Source organism: Streptomyces sp. NPDC004134 (assembly GCF_042874195.1).
Classification (GTDB): domain Bacteria; phylum Actinomycetota; class Actinomycetes; order Streptomycetales; family Streptomycetaceae; genus Streptomyces.
Genome location: NZ_JBIAMS010000025.1, coordinates 1 through 15,191, shown reverse-complemented (window position 1 = coordinate 15,191; position 15,191 = coordinate 1). Strand labels below are relative to the sequence as shown.

Annotated in this window: 10 protein-coding genes and 4 pseudogenes; 3 read left to right on the top strand and 11 right to left on the bottom strand. The window is 69.9% G+C overall.

Annotation, left to right across the window (positions count from 1 at the left end; all coding sequences use genetic code 11):
• Nucleotides 1-207: 207 nt before the first annotated feature.
• Together ACFYVJ_RS26930 and ACFYVJ_RS26925 are read left to right on the top strand one after the other, a co-directional pair.
• Nucleotides 208-1,230, top strand: coding sequence for a helix-turn-helix domain-containing protein (locus tag ACFYVJ_RS26930; protein WP_388896430.1), 1,023 nt, complete (start codon nt 208-210; stop codon nt 1,228-1,230).
• A gap of 96 nt (nt 1,231-1,326) precedes the next feature.
• Complete coding sequence (locus tag ACFYVJ_RS26925) at nt 1,327-1,791, top strand: hypothetical protein (RefSeq protein WP_388896427.1); 465 nt, start codon at nt 1,327-1,329, stop codon at nt 1,789-1,791.
• 246 nt (nt 1,792-2,037) lie between these two features.
• Here the strand turns inward: ACFYVJ_RS26925 and ACFYVJ_RS26920 are convergent, their stop codons facing one another.
• The 8 genes and pseudogenes from ACFYVJ_RS26920 to ACFYVJ_RS26885 form a co-directional block, all read right to left on the bottom strand.
• Nucleotides 2,038-6,417 carry a hypothetical protein gene (locus ACFYVJ_RS26920; protein ID WP_388896424.1) on the bottom strand — a complete coding sequence of 1,460 codons (4,380 nt, stop codon included), beginning with the start codon at nt 6,415-6,417 and terminating at the stop codon, nt 2,038-2,040.
• A gap of 66 nt (nt 6,418-6,483) precedes the next feature.
• Nucleotides 6,484-7,413: a hypothetical protein gene (locus tag ACFYVJ_RS26915; RefSeq protein WP_388896421.1), complete on the bottom strand. Its 930-nt coding sequence runs from the start codon at nt 7,411-7,413 to the stop codon at nt 6,484-6,486.
• The gene (locus ACFYVJ_RS26910; RefSeq protein WP_388896418.1) at nt 7,410-7,943 is read right to left on the bottom strand and encodes a hypothetical protein; all 534 of its coding nucleotides are present in this window, start codon (nt 7,941-7,943) and stop codon (nt 7,410-7,412) included. The genes ACFYVJ_RS26915 and ACFYVJ_RS26910 overlap by 4 nt, the downstream gene beginning before the upstream one ends.
• Nucleotides 7,944-8,114: 171 nt before the next feature.
• On the bottom strand, nt 8,115-8,543 hold the full coding sequence (locus ACFYVJ_RS26905) for a spore-associated protein A (RefSeq protein WP_388896415.1): 429 nt from the start codon (nt 8,541-8,543) through the stop codon (nt 8,115-8,117).
• A 299-nt stretch (nt 8,544-8,842) separates the two neighbouring features.
• Nucleotides 8,843-8,985: pseudogene (locus tag ACFYVJ_RS26900) on the bottom strand (transposase); the annotation flags it as partial.
• Nucleotides 8,986-9,191: 206 nt separating this feature from the next.
• Nucleotides 9,192-9,530: pseudogene (locus ACFYVJ_RS26895) on the bottom strand (citrate/2-methylcitrate synthase); the annotation flags it as partial.
• A gap of 476 nt (nt 9,531-10,006) precedes the next feature.
• Nucleotides 10,007-11,500, bottom strand: coding sequence for a sensor histidine kinase (locus tag ACFYVJ_RS26890; protein ID WP_388896412.1), 1,494 nt, complete (start codon nt 11,498-11,500; stop codon nt 10,007-10,009).
• A gap of 10 nt (nt 11,501-11,510) precedes the next feature.
• On the bottom strand, nt 11,511-12,194 hold the full coding sequence (locus ACFYVJ_RS26885) for a response regulator transcription factor (RefSeq protein ID WP_388896410.1): 684 nt from the start codon (nt 12,192-12,194) through the stop codon (nt 11,511-11,513).
• Between the two features lie 113 nt (nt 12,195-12,307).
• On the opposite strand from ACFYVJ_RS26885, the gene ACFYVJ_RS26880 reads away from it, so the two are divergent.
• The gene (locus tag ACFYVJ_RS26880) at nt 12,308-13,519 is read left to right on the top strand and encodes a hypothetical protein (RefSeq protein WP_388896407.1); all 1,212 of its coding nucleotides are present in this window, start codon (nt 12,308-12,310) and stop codon (nt 13,517-13,519) included.
• A 141-nt stretch (nt 13,520-13,660) separates the two neighbouring features.
• On the opposite strand, the gene ACFYVJ_RS26875 is transcribed toward ACFYVJ_RS26880, so the two are convergent.
• From ACFYVJ_RS26875 to ACFYVJ_RS26865, 3 genes and pseudogenes are all read right to left on the bottom strand, one after another.
• Entirely contained in the window at nt 13,661-14,770 is a 1,110-nt protein-coding gene (locus tag ACFYVJ_RS26875; RefSeq protein ID WP_388896685.1) for an ISAs1 family transposase, read from the bottom strand.
• A 68-nt stretch (nt 14,771-14,838) separates the two neighbouring features.
• Nucleotides 14,839-15,051 (bottom strand): annotated as a pseudogene (locus tag ACFYVJ_RS26870) (DDE endonuclease); the annotation flags it as partial.
• Nucleotides 15,048-15,191, bottom strand: a pseudogene (locus ACFYVJ_RS26865) (transposase); the annotation flags it as partial. The pseudogenes ACFYVJ_RS26865 and ACFYVJ_RS26870, both read right to left, overlap by 4 nt.

Below are 15,191 nucleotides of genomic sequence, written 5' to 3'. Positions count from 1 at the left end.
GGGTTCGAGCGCGGGATCCTGGCCGAGCCCGAACAGGGCCCGTTCACCCGGCCGCGTCCGTACACCACCCGGCATCGCCGAAACCTGCCCGCTCACCCACGACGAGGCGCGAATCCGGCACCTGCTCTCATACCGCCCTCTCAAGGTCAACATCACCGGATAGTCTGCGACGCTGGAGGGCGCAGGCGCTCGCAGCGGGGGGCTCAAGTGATCGAAACGCGGTTTCACACCGACGACCTGGACCCGGCGGACCGGTTCGCCAACTGGCGCGATCTCATGGCGAAGACCATCGTCCCGATGGACACCAGCAGCGAGTTCGCCGACCTGTATGCGGGGCGGATGCGCCTGCTGGACCTGGGTGGACTGGCCGTGTGGTCCACGAGTTTGCTGCCATTACGGTTCGTGCGGACGCCAAGACTGATCCGGCAGTCCGACCCCGGGCTCTACCACCTCACCCTCCCCATGCAAGGCACAGCGAGCATCGCCCAGGAAGGCCGCGAAGACGAGCACGGCCCACGCGAGCTGTACCTCGTCGACACGTCACGGCCCTTCGACTGCGTCGGAGGCAACGGCTCCCGGGGAATCGTCCACGCGATCTCCCTCGAGGTGCCGAAGACCATGCTGCCCCTCCTCCCCCAACGCATCGACCGACTCCTGACCCGGCGAATATCCGGACACGGGCCGGTCGACGCACTCCTGGTGAACCTTCTCATCCAGATGTTCCGCACCAAGGGCACTTACCAGCCCTCCGACGGTCCCCGCCTGAGGACGGTGGTCATCGACCTCCTCTCCGCCGTCATCGCCCAGCACCTGGACGCCGAGAAGGCTCTCGAACCCGAAAGCCGCACCCGGACACTGACCCTGCGCATACGGGACTTCATCCGACACCACCTGCACGACCCGGACCTCACACCCAAGACGATCGCCACCGCACACCACATCTCGGTGAGCTACCTCCACCGCCTCTTCCAGGCACACGGCTCCGGCACCCCGGTCTCCGCATGGATCCGCGCACAACGCCTCGAACGCGCCCACCACGACCTGACCGACCCCGCCCAGGCCACCACCCCGGTCCACGCCATCGCCACCCGTTGGGGCTTCACCCACCACACCTCGTTCACCAGAGCCTTCACCAGCCATTACGGCCACCCCCCAGCCGACTTGCGCCAGCAGATGTCAGAACCACAGCCCGCCTCCCCACCCCGCGAGGCCACAGCCCTCGCGCCCTGACCGACATGCCCCGGCCTCGACGCCGGCCGAGGAGAACAGGCTCATCGGTGGGCGGAACGAAATGGAGAGCCCGCTCACCTTCCATGCGTTCGGCACGTGCCGGTAGAACTTGGGTGGGACGACAGTGCCCAGTGGCATCCCCATGCACTGCGCCGGCCGGAACTCGACCTCATCTGCCGCGCCACCGCCCTCGCCAACCCGGACGCCGGGTATCCCGGGCCCCACTTCGCACTGATAAGCCGGTTCGCTCCCGTGTGCACCGAAGCCGACGCTGCGGTGGCCGACCCGCTCCTGCACGAGGCGTTCGCCGCACTGCCTGGCCTGGACGCCTACCAGCGCCGCACCTACGCCGCGCGAAGCGACCTCCATGCCTGGGGTGTGCGCTGGAGAAGGGACGCAACCTCCGCCTGGTGGTACCCAGAACAAGACGGAGGAGTCGACCCCGATTGCAGCCTGGTGCCGGACGACCCGGACACTGAGGACTACTTCACCGGTTGCTTCTATTCCTCACATACGCTGGAAAACACGGACTTCCCCTCGCCGAATTGGCCACAACGGTGAGCCAGGCCCGCCTCCGCATAGAAACGCTTCGCAAGCAGCCCTAGGCGGTGGCTGAGACGGTTCAGATAGCAACCGAAACGTTCGGTGACAACCCCTCTGGCACACACCGCGCGCTCGTGGCCCACGCCCGGCAAGCCGCCAACTGCACGGACCAGGCTGTGCTTCGCGCACTGGCGCCCGATGCCCACCGGCGGGGCACGCGCCGGCCGGGAGTGACGGTCCCTGCTCACCCCCGGCCGGATGAGGTCATTCCAGGTAGGGGGCGGAAGCGCAGTGCCGGCCCGAGGGATTGGTGCCCGCGCCGTCCAGAAGGTTGATGCCCCAGGGGTTGCCGCCTTGGCCGGAGGTGTTGCTGCACCGGCCGTAGGGGGTGTCTCGTGGGTCGCCGCCGGGGAAGCTGCCCGGGTAGGGATTGGAGAAGGACACGAAGTCTCCCTCGCGGATCGGCCGGGAAGAGCCGGTGTACTCGCCGTCCAGGCCGATGGCGTAGCCGTTGCGGTAGAGGTACTGGCTGGGCATGAAGCTGGACCGGAACAGGCTGTAGCCGCTGGGCGCCCGCAGCGTGCCGTCCGCGCAGGACCAGAAATGCAGCTCCTGCCAGATGGGGGGTGCGTTGCGGAAGAGCGCCGCCAGGCCGTTGCTGAAGAAGTTCTCGTAGATCTCCGTCGAGAGTCTGGCCACGGCATCGGGGACGCCCTTCTCGGCGCCGCTGCTGCCGTGGAACTGCGCCTGCCAGACCGCGGCCGCAGTCTCCACGCCGGTATCGCCGCTGATTGCGGGGCGGTACCCGATGGAGCCGCCCGACGTGGTCTGGACGGCCACGCACTCGGCCGGGACGTTGTCCGAGGCCGGCTGGCCGTTCGCGTCGATGGCGATCGGGCCCGAAGAGACGGGCTCGTACGCTCGCCCTGGCAGGACACCGGTGGCGTTGGTGCTGGTGGTGGTGGTCCGCCCATCGTGCTCGTTGAGGTCTACCGCCGAGTAGTCCAGGTTCGGTGGGTGAATGCCGTAGTCGAGTTCGGCGGCCGCGAAGAAGTCCCGCATGAACTGCGGCAGGTGGGTGTCCCCTGTGCGGTCGTCGAAGTCGGCCGTCTCCGTGCCCTGGATGATCTCCCCGGTGTCCGCGTAGCTGACGTGCGAGACGGTGGCACTGGAGCGGATCTTGTAGGCGCCGTCGTCAGTCTGGAAGTGGTCGGGCATGGTCTGGTAGGTGGGCCGCTGGGTGTGGGAGTTGGAGAAGCGCAGCCAGGCTGGGATGGACTTGCCGGCGGGGTGGTCGACCGGGTCGGTGCCCGCGGCTTCCACCTCCGCGAGCCAGTCGGCCATGGCCGCTCTGGTGCGGGGCATCGAGCAGCCGCCGAACGGCCCGCCGCCCTCGGGGCAGTGCGGCAGGTCAAGGACGGAGCCGGCGAGGGCGGTGGCCCAGTCGTAGAGCTCCTGACGGCCGGCGAACGGGGTGCCGAGGAAGTCGGCTGACCCGTGCGCGTCGATGTTCTGGTTCTCGTCGAAGTACGCGACTGCATCCACGGTGTCCTCGGTGTACTCGCCGTCGAAGGGGATGACCATCGCCGCGTCGAAGGCGACGTTGTCGTCCCCGGCGCCGCCCGGGACCATGTTGTCCAGGCGGAGCTCGGGCTGCCCGTCGAAGAGATAGGCCCCGAGGACGACCCAGCGGTTGCCCGCTCCGTGCTGCCGGATGACGCGCTCACGCGTACCGGTGGCGGTGTCGATCTCGTAGCGGGCGTAGGTGGTGCGGGCGCCGTGGTCGGGCAGGTGGACGGCGACGAGCGCCGGACCGTCGACCGAGCGGTTGAAGTGCCAGGTGCCCTCCACGCGCAGCCGCTGGCCCTGCGTGCCGGGGTCGCGGCCGTGGGCGAAGAAGAAGTTCGCCCCGAAGCCCGCGCCGAGTTGATGAAAGTCCACCTTGCCCGGCCACACTTGCCGGCTCGGCTCGCCGGTGCCGGGGTCGCCGCCGGTTGCCTCGCCCACGCCGAAGTCCGCTGTGAACGTTCCCGCGTCCGTCCACGACTTGGTGCAGCCGGGACGGGCAGACGGGGAGGAGCGTGGCACGTTGTCGACGATCAGTGCGTTGACCGGGAGATCGCCGATGCCGCAGTTGGGCGGGTACGCGGTGCCGTCGGCCTCCTCCGGATAGCTGGCGTTGAACCGCACCAGCTCGTTGCCGCAGGAGTAGGAGCAGTCGTCCTTCCAGGTGGCCGACTCGTTCCACCAGCATTTCGAGTCGGAGCGCCCGCACGGCCCGGACGCCGATTCGATCTGGCCTGGGTCGCAGTCGTTGTCCGCGAGAGTGCAGAACTGGTCGATCGGGGGCCGGACCTGGGCTCGGTGCCATTTGGCGCTGCCTTCGACCGTGGCGTCGCCCTCGGTGCCGTTCCACCACGCAGCGCGGAAGCCGGCGACGGTCACGCCAGGCGACTCGAGGGACTCCAGCGGGTGGGCGGCGAAGCCGAGCACCTTCTCGGGGTAGGGCCAGTCCTGCGGGTGGGCGGCGTCCGCATACTGGGGGTTGCCGTACCGGTCCTCCATGAAGTTGTCGCGTGCCGGGTTCCATTCGGGGTTGGCGGGGTTGTTGAACCAGCCCACGCCCCAGGCGCCGCCGTTGGACGGCGCCTGGCTCTGCGGGTAGAAGCCGGAATTGTAGGCCCACAGGGCGAAGAACCAGTTCTCCAGCTTCGCCGGGTTGCCGTTGTTGAGGACCATTCCGGCGTCGTACGTCTGATTCCACTTCTCGGTGAGGATCTGCAGGCCGGCGGAGATGTTGGCCGTGTAGTCGAGGGCTGCGGCCCGCTGCTTGTCGTACGGCCAGGCCGCGGGTGCGCCATCCTCCCGCCCGGCCAGCCGCATGTGGTCGGTGACCTGCATGATGCCGTAGCCGCAGTCGGCCTCCACCCAGTCGATGTCCCAGTCGTTGGCGGTGTTTCCGTCGTAGTAGTCGATGCCGTAGTAGTTGCCGATCAGCGGATTGCCGGTGACGCCCGGCACCGTGTAGCGGGACGCCTGCCAGAGGTTGGACTCCTGGGCGGCCACGCCCAGGAGTATCTGGGCCGGGACCCGCCCGCCGCCGGAGAGTGCCCGGAGGGGGAACATCGTCTGCGACTGCGGCTGGTAGGCCGGCATGCCGAGGTTCTTCCAGTTCGCGGGGCGGGAGACGTGGGTGTTGAGGGTGCCGTTGATGGCCTGGTCGACGGCCCACTCCACCTGGCGGGGTTTGGGCTGCATCGTCTGGTTCGAGGCGCTGTTGCGTGGCACCGAGCAGACCCGTTCGCTCTCGACCAGTTCGTCGCGGGCAGCCAGTGTTGCCGCTTCCCCGCCGTCCCCGGATGCGGTCCGGCCGCCGTCGGCGGGCGGGGGCTGAGGAGCCACGGTGAAGGACAGTTCCTCGTCGGTGTCCGTGGCGGTCAGCTCGATCGTCACCGGCCGGGTGGCGCCCGGTTCGGGGGCGGCCGTCCGCGAGTCGCCGCCGTCGGCCCACCGTACTCCGGTGAGCAGGGCCTTCCCCCGGGTGGAGACGCGGGCATCGAACGCCACGCCGGGTAGTACTCGTACGGCCGCGGGCAACTCGCCGCCCGCCGGCTCCGTCTTGCCGGTCACCCAGACCTGGCCGGCGGCCGTGCGAGTGAGCCCGGTTGCGGTCAACGGACCCTCGGCCAGTACCCGGGGGGTGTCCACCGGACCCGCAGAGGATATCTGGCGGGCAGTCAAGCGCTTCGCACGCGTCGTACCGTCGCCGGAGCGGTCGAGGAAGACCAGGCCCCCGTCGTCATCGGGCATCAGCCGGTAGGGCACGGTGTCCGTGCGGGCGACCGTGGTCGGTTTGCCGTTCTCGGCGATGCGCACCACTCGACCGCCGGCGGCGCCGAGCAGCCGGTCTCCGACGGGCACCGCGGAGGTCACCTGGCCGGGCACCTGGATCGGCTCGGCGATCGGCTTGGCGTTGGGTACGTCCAGCACGGTAAGGCGGGTGGCGTCGAGGTCCTCACCGCCGGACTGGGTCAAGACGGCAGTCTCATCGTCCTGCGAGACGCCGCAGCCTGGGTTGTAGTACGACAGCGAAGAACGCGTGGCGAGGCGGGTCGTCTCGCCAGAGGCGAGGTTGACCACGGCGGTGAACGCGCCCCGGGACATCAGCACCGGATCGTTGGTGAAGGTGCGCGGGGCGTAGACCACGACGGCCCAGTCGCCGGAGCCGGTCACGCAAGCGTTGCCGATCCAGGAGTCGGCGTCGAAGCCGGGCTCGGAGAGCGTGGCCGCGGTCCGCCAGGCGTAACCGTCCCGCTCGTCGGCGACCAGGATATGGAAGCCGGTACTGTCGCCGGTGGCGGTCCAGGCCCGGTCGGCGGACGATGCCCAGTCCGTGCCGAGTAATTCGGTGCGCCGGCTGCGGTCGACGGAGTCGTCCGGCGGGGCGGTGTCGGATGTCCGGCCGGGGACGGCTGGTTCGAGGGCATCCGACAGGTCGTAGACGGAGGTGAGGCGGTCGTCGGGTTCGTCGGCTCTGGCCGAGGTGCCCGGTGCCTGGAACAGGCCGGCGAGGAGGAGCATGGCGAGGCCGCCGGTGACCCAGGCGCGGCGGCGTCGGTGTCTGGAACCGTGTGGACGTTGCATTGCTGCCTCTCCATGACACAGCCAGAGCCCCCCGGCATATCGCCGGAGGGCTCCTGGCACGGGTGGTTACTCGATGGCTTCGGCAGCCGCGACGACGGCGACGTTGTGCTGGGCTTCCTGCTCCAGTGCGGTCCGGTGCTCCGCGATCAGGTCCTGCTGGATCTCCGATTCCACGCGGTACCAGATCCCGACGAGATCCGTGCTCTCCTTGCAACCGATGTCCGCCACGGCGACCTCTTGGGTGGAGGCCGTGGTGATGTTGGCGGCGTTGTAGGGGTGATCTGTCTCGTAGCCCTGGTCGGCCATGCAGGCCGACCAGGCGGCGACGGCGGCGACGACATCAGGGTGGGCCTCGGAGGTGTTCAGAGACTGCCCGGCGAGTTCCCCGGCCAGTGAGTCGCCGAGGTCGCCCACGTCCTCGGCGGAAACCCCCCTGCAGCCGCCGTCCGGTACGTCGATCCCCGCTACCTCGGCAACCGGCTTTCCGGCGGCATCGTGGCCCTTGAGGACCGCAGCTTCGACATCGGTCGGGGTCGCCTCCTCCCCCGAGGAGAAACTGCTGGGCAGCGGGAGATCGTAGCCGTGCTGCTTCGCCTCCGACGCGATCGTGATGCCGTAGCGGCGCGGGGTGTTCATGGCGTTGTACGAGAAGGACGGGTCGACGAAGAGGACCGGGGGCGTCCAAGCAAGGCCGAGACCTGTCATGCAGTCCTTCTCGACCTCCCGCCTCGCGGTGTCCACTGCCACCATTTCCCGATAGGAGGGCAGATATTTCTCCAACGGCAACGACAGATCCCTGGCCAGGCCCGAATCGGCGACGGCGCTCGGCCACCCCTCGTTGAGCAGCCGGACCGCCGGGACGTCGTCAGCCACCGGTTCACTGCGGTCTCCGGAGGTCGCCCCGGCAACCGTGCCGGCCGCCAGCACCAAGACCAATCCGCTCGGCAGAGCCAGACGAGCCAGGGTGCCGAATCGGGGACGCGAGAGACTGTTCATGAGCACGTCCCCCTGCGGTAGTGAGACTCGTTGGTGTTCAGTACCGAGGAGTTGAGAGGCCCCTTGCTTCCTGAGCTCAGGATATGGGAGCCGCCCTGGCCACTGGTGCCGGAGTAGACCTGGTACCGGACGCAGTCGTCGTTGAAATAGGACGCGGCGTCGTTGACGAGGGCGACTCCGCTTCCGGATGCATAGTTGCAGTAGGACGTGGCGTTGTAGGTCCGAAACACGTACCGCACAATCTCCGTGCCCTGCACAACGCCCCAGTGATTCGTCATGGTGCGGGAGCTCATGTGGCAGGCTCCCCGAGGACGCAGATAGGTTGGATCGTACGAGTTGTAGTGCAGGTACAGGCAGCTCTTGTTGTCGGAGTACGAGCACGTATCACCCACGTAAGAGGTGGCCAGTGCCCCCGCATCGCCGCTGCGCTCGTCGGCTGCGCTGCTCTGCGGCGCCTGGATGAGCGCAAGGGCAACGACCGCCGCCCCCATCAGTCCCAGCCCAGGTAAAGATCTCTTGCCGGTTGCCATGAGTTCCCCTCAGGAAGGTCTTGGATTCACGGTGATGAGACACCGCCGGCCGCAAGGGAGGGTTCAGGAGCCCACTGTGCAGCGAGGCAGGCGCTGACGACTCGGTGCCAGGCGGGGGGCCGCTGAGGACGTCCGGGCTGGACATGCCCGCCCCCTGGCCCGATCGGCCCGCTACTTGCAGTACGCGTCGACCAAGGTCTTACTGGCTCCGTCAATCCGCCCGCTGTAGTCGACGCACTGCCCGCGCGCGTAGGTGTACACCGGCCCGGCATACGAGGTGTACTTACCTTCGTCTTCGACCCAGGAGCCGGCCGAGCTCCGCTTGATTCCCGCCGACATCGTCACGGGGTGCCCGACGTCGCTGACAGTGACAGCGCACTTGTATCCGGTGGAGTCGTTGTAAGTAAGGAACAACCTCCCCATGGAACTGCCCGACATGCCGGTGATCGGGGTCGACTGAACCTGTTGGTACCCGCTGCCGCACGCCCCGTTGTACGTGGCTGCCGACGCCGCTGGCGCGGTCGCCAGAACCCCGGCAACGGCGAGAGCAACCGCGGCGACACCCGCCGCGGCGGTACTCACCGGGGCGTCCCATGCCATTCTTCGAACCATAGCCATCCGTCTCCGTAGGGGAGCCGCCGGAAGGCGGCGTCCGATCAGGAAGTCCGTTCGAAGGATGCCCTGGATTTACCTGCGATGTCTTTGGCCCTCCGTGGCAGGCCACTTGACAATCCGTCTACAAGAACCTCGACAGGCCCGGCACGTAGTTCACAGACCCGGCACGAAGCCTCGCCGCGAGGCTTCCCGAATTGCGCAGCAGAGTCATGCGCGATGAGGGCATTCTGGGCGACGAGGAACAACGGCTCACACAAGAGGCGGAGTTGCCGCAGAGTGATGCCGAGGCAGCAGGCGAGTTTGACGAAGCCTCGCGGATGTCGGCCCAGCGTTCCCAGCGGATGCGTAGGCGCCGCAAGCCGTGGAGCCGGGCGAAGGTCCGCTCGACCACCCACCGGTAGGTGCCCAGTCCGGTGCCATGCTTGGTACTCGCCGGTATGTCCGCGTCCCGTATTCCTCACGTGGGCCGGCCCCGGCCATTGCCATGGGACGATCAGTCTCATGGAGGGCACCGGCCTGCGGAGGACAGCATGAGTGACGGCACCGGGCATCTGTCCGAACTCGTCTGGTCGGTGGCCGACGTGCTGCGCGGCGACTTCAAGTCTTCCGAGTAGGGGCGGGTGATCCTACCGTTCACGGTGCTGCGCCGACCGCTCCGGACGCCTGGATTGACGACAGCAGGACAGGGGTGGGTTGTGAGATCCCATCCGCGCTCCGCTGCTCGGGCCCGGCGTACGAGGCGAGGGCGCAGATGAGGGCGTTGTGGGCGAGCTGTTCGGTGATGTGCGCCGTCAAACCGGTGATGCGGCTCATCACGAAGATCGGGGTGACGGCGGAGATGTCGAAGCCCGTCAGGTGGTAGGCGAGTCCTGCGGGGTAGTCGAGGTTGGGGTGGATGTCCTTGCGGGTGAGCGCGGCCGAGGCCGCAACGAGTTGCTCTAGGTCCGACGACATAGGAGGAGCTGAGACAGCAGGCACGGTCTCCGGTTGGGTTCACTTGAACTCGACACTCACGGGATCAACGAAATCGTTCCTGTACCTGCATCCGGAACTGCCTGCCGTGACTGGCCATCACCGGGTGATCCCATCCAACCCATCAGATCATCGTCGACAACGACCTGCCCGAACTGCCCAGGCGGCTACTCGATCAGATGCACACCATCGAGTTGAGCAGGGACAACCTGCTCGTACCCTGAAGGCCGCGAGTAGACTGGCCTTGGCACCCCGAGGCGGGTGCAGTCGCCTCCACGGCCGATCGGCGAGGGGGCCGGCGCCGCCCACCCCCTCCCCTCTTGGAGAGAGGACCCGCCGGAGGCACGGGCCGTTCCGCCCCGCGTACGACCGGCCGACCGCACCCGTTTCGCGCAAGTCGAGTCCGGGCCGGCCCGTCGTACGCTTCCCCTCCCCCGGCCGTACGGCACGTCACCGCCGGTGCGCCGCGGTCCCGCTCAGCGCCCCGAGGCCGCCCCCGGCCAGGCAGCGGGGAGCCGCCCGACGGCGTGCGCGCCCCGCGGTGCGTCGGTGAAGTGCAGGGTGCCGCCGTGGTGATCCGCGATCTCCCGGGCGATGGCCAGCCCGAGACCGGCTCCGCCGGACTTGCGGGCACGCGCGTCCTCCAGCCGGCTGAACCGCTCGAACACCCGCTCCCGGTCGGCGGCCGGTATCCCTGGGCCGTCGTCGCGGACGTCGATCCGTACCGTCGCGGCGCCCTCGTACCGCTCGGTGCGGACGGCCACCTCGACCTCCTTCTCGGCGTAGCGGCAGGCGTTGCTCAGCACGTTGCGCAGCATGCGCTCCAGTTGGATGCCGCTGCCCGTCACGCACGCCGGCGGCCCCCACGCGGCCAGGCGGATCTCCAGCGGGTGCGAGCGGCGCAGATGGCGGTGCTCCTCGACCAGGTCGTGGGCGAGGTCGGTGAGGTTGACGGGGTCGCGGGGGACGGCCGCGGTGCCGTCCAGCCGGGCCAGCAGCAGCAGGTCCTCGCTGAGGTCCTGCAGCCGCTCCAGCTCCGTCAGTGCGCTGCGGACGGCGGTCGGCCAGTCGACCCGCTCCGGGTGCGCCAGCAGCGATTCGAGCGACGCCCGCACCGCCGCCACCGGGCTGCGCAGCTCGTGCGAGGCGTCGCCGATGAACTGCTGCTGGAGTTCGGTCGAACGCTCCAAGCGTACGAGGATCGCGTTCGTCGTCAGCGCCAGCCGGGTCAGCTCGTCCCCGCCCTTGGGCACGGGCACGCGCCGGTCCAGCGAGCGAAGGTTGATGTCCTCCAGCTCCTGGCGGATGGCCTCCACGGGACGAAGCGCCCGCCCGGCCGTCACCCAGGCGACGGTACCGATCACGACGGCGGCGGCCTGCGCCAGGTAGAGCAGCTCCCCTTCGAGCCGGGCCAGATCCCACCCGGCGGACCCGCCTTTGCCCTCCGCGATCTCAGAGGTGATCCAGAGCACGGCGGAGAAGGCGGCCAAAGTGGTGAGGTACGCGACGAGCGCGAAGCGCGCCCGCAGCGGCATCCCCCGGCCTGAGGGCGCCGTGAACACCCAGACCGTGAAGCCGACCGTGAGTCCGAGGAGAGGGCTCACGAAGGGCGGAGTCTCAAGCACTCCCAGGACGGATTTGTTCGTGTCGTAGGTGTAGTAGGCGTCGAGGGGATCGCCGAGTCTGCCTCCGACGGCGAACTGGACCGCCGTCATCCCGCCCGCAGCGACGGCACCCCACAGCCGCAGCCACGGGGAGCCGCACCCTCCCGCCGCCCAGGCGACCAGCGCCACGAGGCACGCGCCCGGCAGACCACGGGCCTGCAGCAGCGAGGGGAGGAAGACCACTGCCCCCGCCGCGAGTCCGGCGGCGACGGCCGCGCGCTCCCGGGGGTCGCCCGCCGCGCGGCGCAGCAGGTCCTGCGGCCGGAGCCGCGGCGTGATCCCGGTGGCGGCGGGGGGTCCGGGCACGGCGCCGGGGTCAGCGGGCGGCGGCATGGCCGGAGATCAGGTAGCCGCAGCCGCGCACCGTCGTGATCGAGCGGCGGGCGAACGGGATGTCGATCTTCCGGCGCAGGGCGCTGACGTATACCTCGACGATGTTCAGGTCGCCGTCGAAGTCCGCCGACCACACCTGCTCGGCGATCTCCGATTTCGACACGACCTCGTCGCACCGGCGGGCCAGGCACTCCAGCACGGCGAACTCCTTCGCCGTCAGCGCGACCCCGGTCTCCCCGCGCCCGCACGTGCGGCCCGCCGGGTCGATCCACAGGTCACCGATGCGCAGCACCGCCCGCGTGCGGGAGCCGCCCCGGCGCAGCAGCGCGCGCAGCCGGGCTTCCAGCACCACGTACGAGAAGGGCTTCGCCAGGTAGTCGTCGGCGCCCGTGTCCAGTCCCTCGGCCTCGTCGTACTCGCCGCTCTTGGCCGTCAGCATGAGGATGGGCGTGTCGATGCCCTCCGCCCGCAGCCGGGCGCACACGCGGTAGCCGTTCAGCCCGGGGAGCATGATGTCGAGCACGATCGCCTGGTACGGGTACTCCCGCGCCAGGTACAGGCCGGTGTGCCCGTCGTGGGCCACGTCCACGGCGTAACCGGCCGCCTCCAGGCCCCGCTTGAGCGATGCCGCGAGCCCTTCCTCGTCGTCGACGACCAGTAACCGCATATGTCCAGTATCCCCGAGGCCGCGTTTCGTTCCTGAAGGAACTCTTCAGGTCTGAAGCGGTGTTCAGGGTGCTTCAGCGTCCTCACAGCGGCCACCGGCGAACATCCGGTCCCATGACGGCTTTCCCATGTACGGACCCGGCACCTCCGGTCCCCCGGCGGCCGCGGCTGACGCCGCGCGCCGTCCCGCCCGCGGTAACGGCGGCGGCACCCGCGCTGGCGGCCTACGCGGCGGTGCGGCTCACCGGGCTGCTCCTCCTCTGCGCGGGCGCCGCGCTGCGGGATGAGGATCCCCTGCGCCGGCTCAACGGCCGCTGGGACGCGGTCTGGTACCGGCGCATCGCGGAGAACGGCTACGGCTACGAGGCCCGCCTGCCGGACGGCAGCGTCCACCCGGACCTCGCCTTCTTCCCGCTCCTGCCCGGGCTGGAGCGGCTGCTGGCGGCGGCCACGCCAATCGGGGCCGCGGACGCCGGGCTGCTGGTGGCGGGGGTCTCCTCGCTCGTGGCCGCGTGGGGCATCTACGCAGTGGGCGCCCACGTCGCCGGGCACCGCACTGGGGTCCTGCTGGCCGCCTTGTGGGGTGCGCTGCCGACGGGGTTCGTGCAGTGGATGGCGTACACCGAGTCCCTCTTCACCGCGCTCACGGCATGGTCCCTCCACGCCGCCCTGACCGGCCGCTGGCGGACGGCGGGCCTGCTGGCCGCGGCGGCGGGGCTGTGCCGCCCGACGGCCGCCGCGCTGCTCGCCGCGCTCGCCGCCGCCGGGGCGGCCAACCTGGTGGCACAGGCCCGCGGGGGCACGCCGGTCGGCGCGCTCCTGTGCCGGAACGGGCGGCTGCTCACGGGGATGCTTCTCGCGCCGCTAGGCTGGCTCGGATACCTGGCCTACGTCGGCGTGCGCGAGGGAAGCCCCTTCGGCTACTTCCACGTTCAGGCGGACTGGGGCAACCACATCGACGGCGGCGCGGCGCTGGCGGGCTTCATCCGCGACCTCCTCACCGGCCCCTGGCCCTCCCCACTGGGCGGCGTCGGGGTGTGCGCCGCGCTGGGCCTGGTCGGCGGACTCCTTGTCGCCGCCGCCCGCCGGCGCCAGCCGCTCGCCCTGTTCACGTACACCTGCGCCGTCGTCGCCCTCTCCCTCGTCGGAGCCGCCTACTTCGGCTCCCGCCCTCGCCTGATGACCCCGGCCTTCCCCCTCCTGCTCCCCCTGGCGGCCGCCATGGCCCGCTGGCCCGTGACAAGAACCGTGGCGGTGGCAGCCGCGGCGGCCCTGACCTCGGGCATCTACGGCGCGGTGACCCTCCTGGGCGACGGACCACCATGAGCGGCGCCGCGCCGCTGACAACACCGCCGCCCGCTGATGTACAGCGCCGGCACGGGGCCGGCGCTACGGGCGGTGAACGCGCCGATATCCCGGGTCGGTGGCGTCCAGGGCGGCGTCTTTCAGTGGATGTGTCCGGGTTGATCACGTGATGCCGAGGGTGGTGAGTGGGCGGGTGGTGTCGCGGGCGTGGTGGCGTAGTCCGGCCGCGATGTTGGTGTGGCCGGCCAGGCGGAGGGCGCCGATGGCGAGGTTGCGCAGGGTGGCCATGGCCCGTGGTGCGGTGCCGGTACGGACGGGGGAGGCGTCCTCGGTGTAGGTGGTGTCCCGGACGTGGTGGACCTCGTTCTCGATGCCCCAGTGGTCGCGGATGCGGCGGGCGATCTCGGTCGCATCGGCCTGCTCGGCCGTCAGATCGGTGACGCCGTAAAGGCGTTCGAGGCTGACCTTGCCGGTGGTGACGGTCCGGCGGCGGCGCACGATCTGCACGGCCTGTGCTGCGTGCGGGAACGTGATGCGGGTGGAGGTCGCGGTCTTCAGACAGCGGATCTCGTTGCGCCCGTGGGCGGTGGCCCGGGACTTGTCGCCCAGCGGGACATCCCGCCACGGCAGGGCCTTGAGCCACCGGTGCAGGGTCGGGTGGTTGCCCTTGATCAGGGCGATGTAGTGGGCGCGGCAGTCCTCGACGAGGAAGCGGGCGTGTTCGGTCTGGGAATGCAGAGCGTCGAAGGTGACGACGACGCCGTCCAGGTCGAGGCCGGCGAGCAAGGGCTGGAAGGCGGTGATCTCGTTGGTCTTGGCGTTGATCTCGCGCTGGGCGGTGACCAGGCCGGTGCCGGTCATCGCGGCGAGCAGGTGAACCCGGGTGCCGTCGGGACGCAGAGCGCCGCGCACGGTCTTGCCGTCCACTGCCAGGGATGGCCGCGGCCGGTCGTCTTGTGTGCCGTCCCCAGCGGTGGTGGTGCGGTCACGCCGGGCGAGCCAGGTTCCGACGGCCGCATCCAGCGCGTCGCCGTCGATGCGTTGGAGCGTGCGGCGCACGGTGGCCTCGGCCGGTGGGAGGGGTCCGTGTCGCGGGTCTCGGCACGGGGCGCCGAGGCGGGACAGGAGACCGGGCGTGGCATCGGCGGCCCACTCCGCTATCGCGGCCAAGGACTTCGCACCGGCCAGAACCGCACACGCGGCCACCGCGAGGACGAAAGCGAGCGGGTGACGGCGCCCCTGGCACCGGCGAGGGTCGGGCACCGCCGACAGACAGGTCAGCAGTCCGGGGAGTTCGTCGGGCGTGGCTGGTGCGGCGTGGGTGAGTTGGCCCGGACCACGGTCTGGATCAGATCGCGGTAGTCCTTCCAGGAGAAGCTCTTGCGGCCGTCGGGGCGGGCGTCCGGGCAGGGCCGGTATATCAGCCGGGAGCGTTCGCCCGGCTTGTAGCAGACCAGGGCTGCCACCGATAAGCGGCGGCGGGATCGGCCCCTGACGCGGACAACGGGGGTGTGGCCGCGGCGGGACCAGGTGCGGGTGGTCGGCGGCGTCATCGAGAATCCGGCTTCGTCTTCGAAGACGAGCCAGGCGTCGAGCGTCGCTGCGGTCCTTCCACGTGTGGCCAGGTCTCCTTCACCCAACCGGCGACCGCCGCTTCGTTGCGTTCCATCGCGCGGCGGGCCGGGACCTGGCA

Coding starts and splice junctions, on each gene's coding strand:
- ACFYVJ_RS26920 (WP_388896424.1), bottom strand. CDS start 6,417: ATGCAACGTCCACACGGTTCCAGACACCGACGCCGCCGCGCCTGGGTC.
- ACFYVJ_RS26915 (WP_388896421.1), bottom strand. CDS start 7,413: ATGAACAGTCTCTCGCGTCCCCGATTCGGCACCCTGGCTCGTCTGGCT.
- ACFYVJ_RS26910 (WP_388896418.1), bottom strand. CDS start 7,943: ATGGCAACCGGCAAGAGATCTTTACCTGGGCTGGGACTGATGGGGGCG.
- ACFYVJ_RS26905 (WP_388896415.1), bottom strand. CDS start 8,543: ATGGCATGGGACGCCCCGGTGAGTACCGCCGCGGCGGGTGTCGCCGCG.
- ACFYVJ_RS26885 (WP_388896410.1), bottom strand. CDS start 12,194: ATGCGGTTACTGGTCGTCGACGACGAGGAAGGGCTCGCGGCATCGCTC.
- ACFYVJ_RS26880 (WP_388896407.1), top strand. CDS start 12,308: ATGACGGCTTTCCCATGTACGGACCCGGCACCTCCGGTCCCCCGGCGG.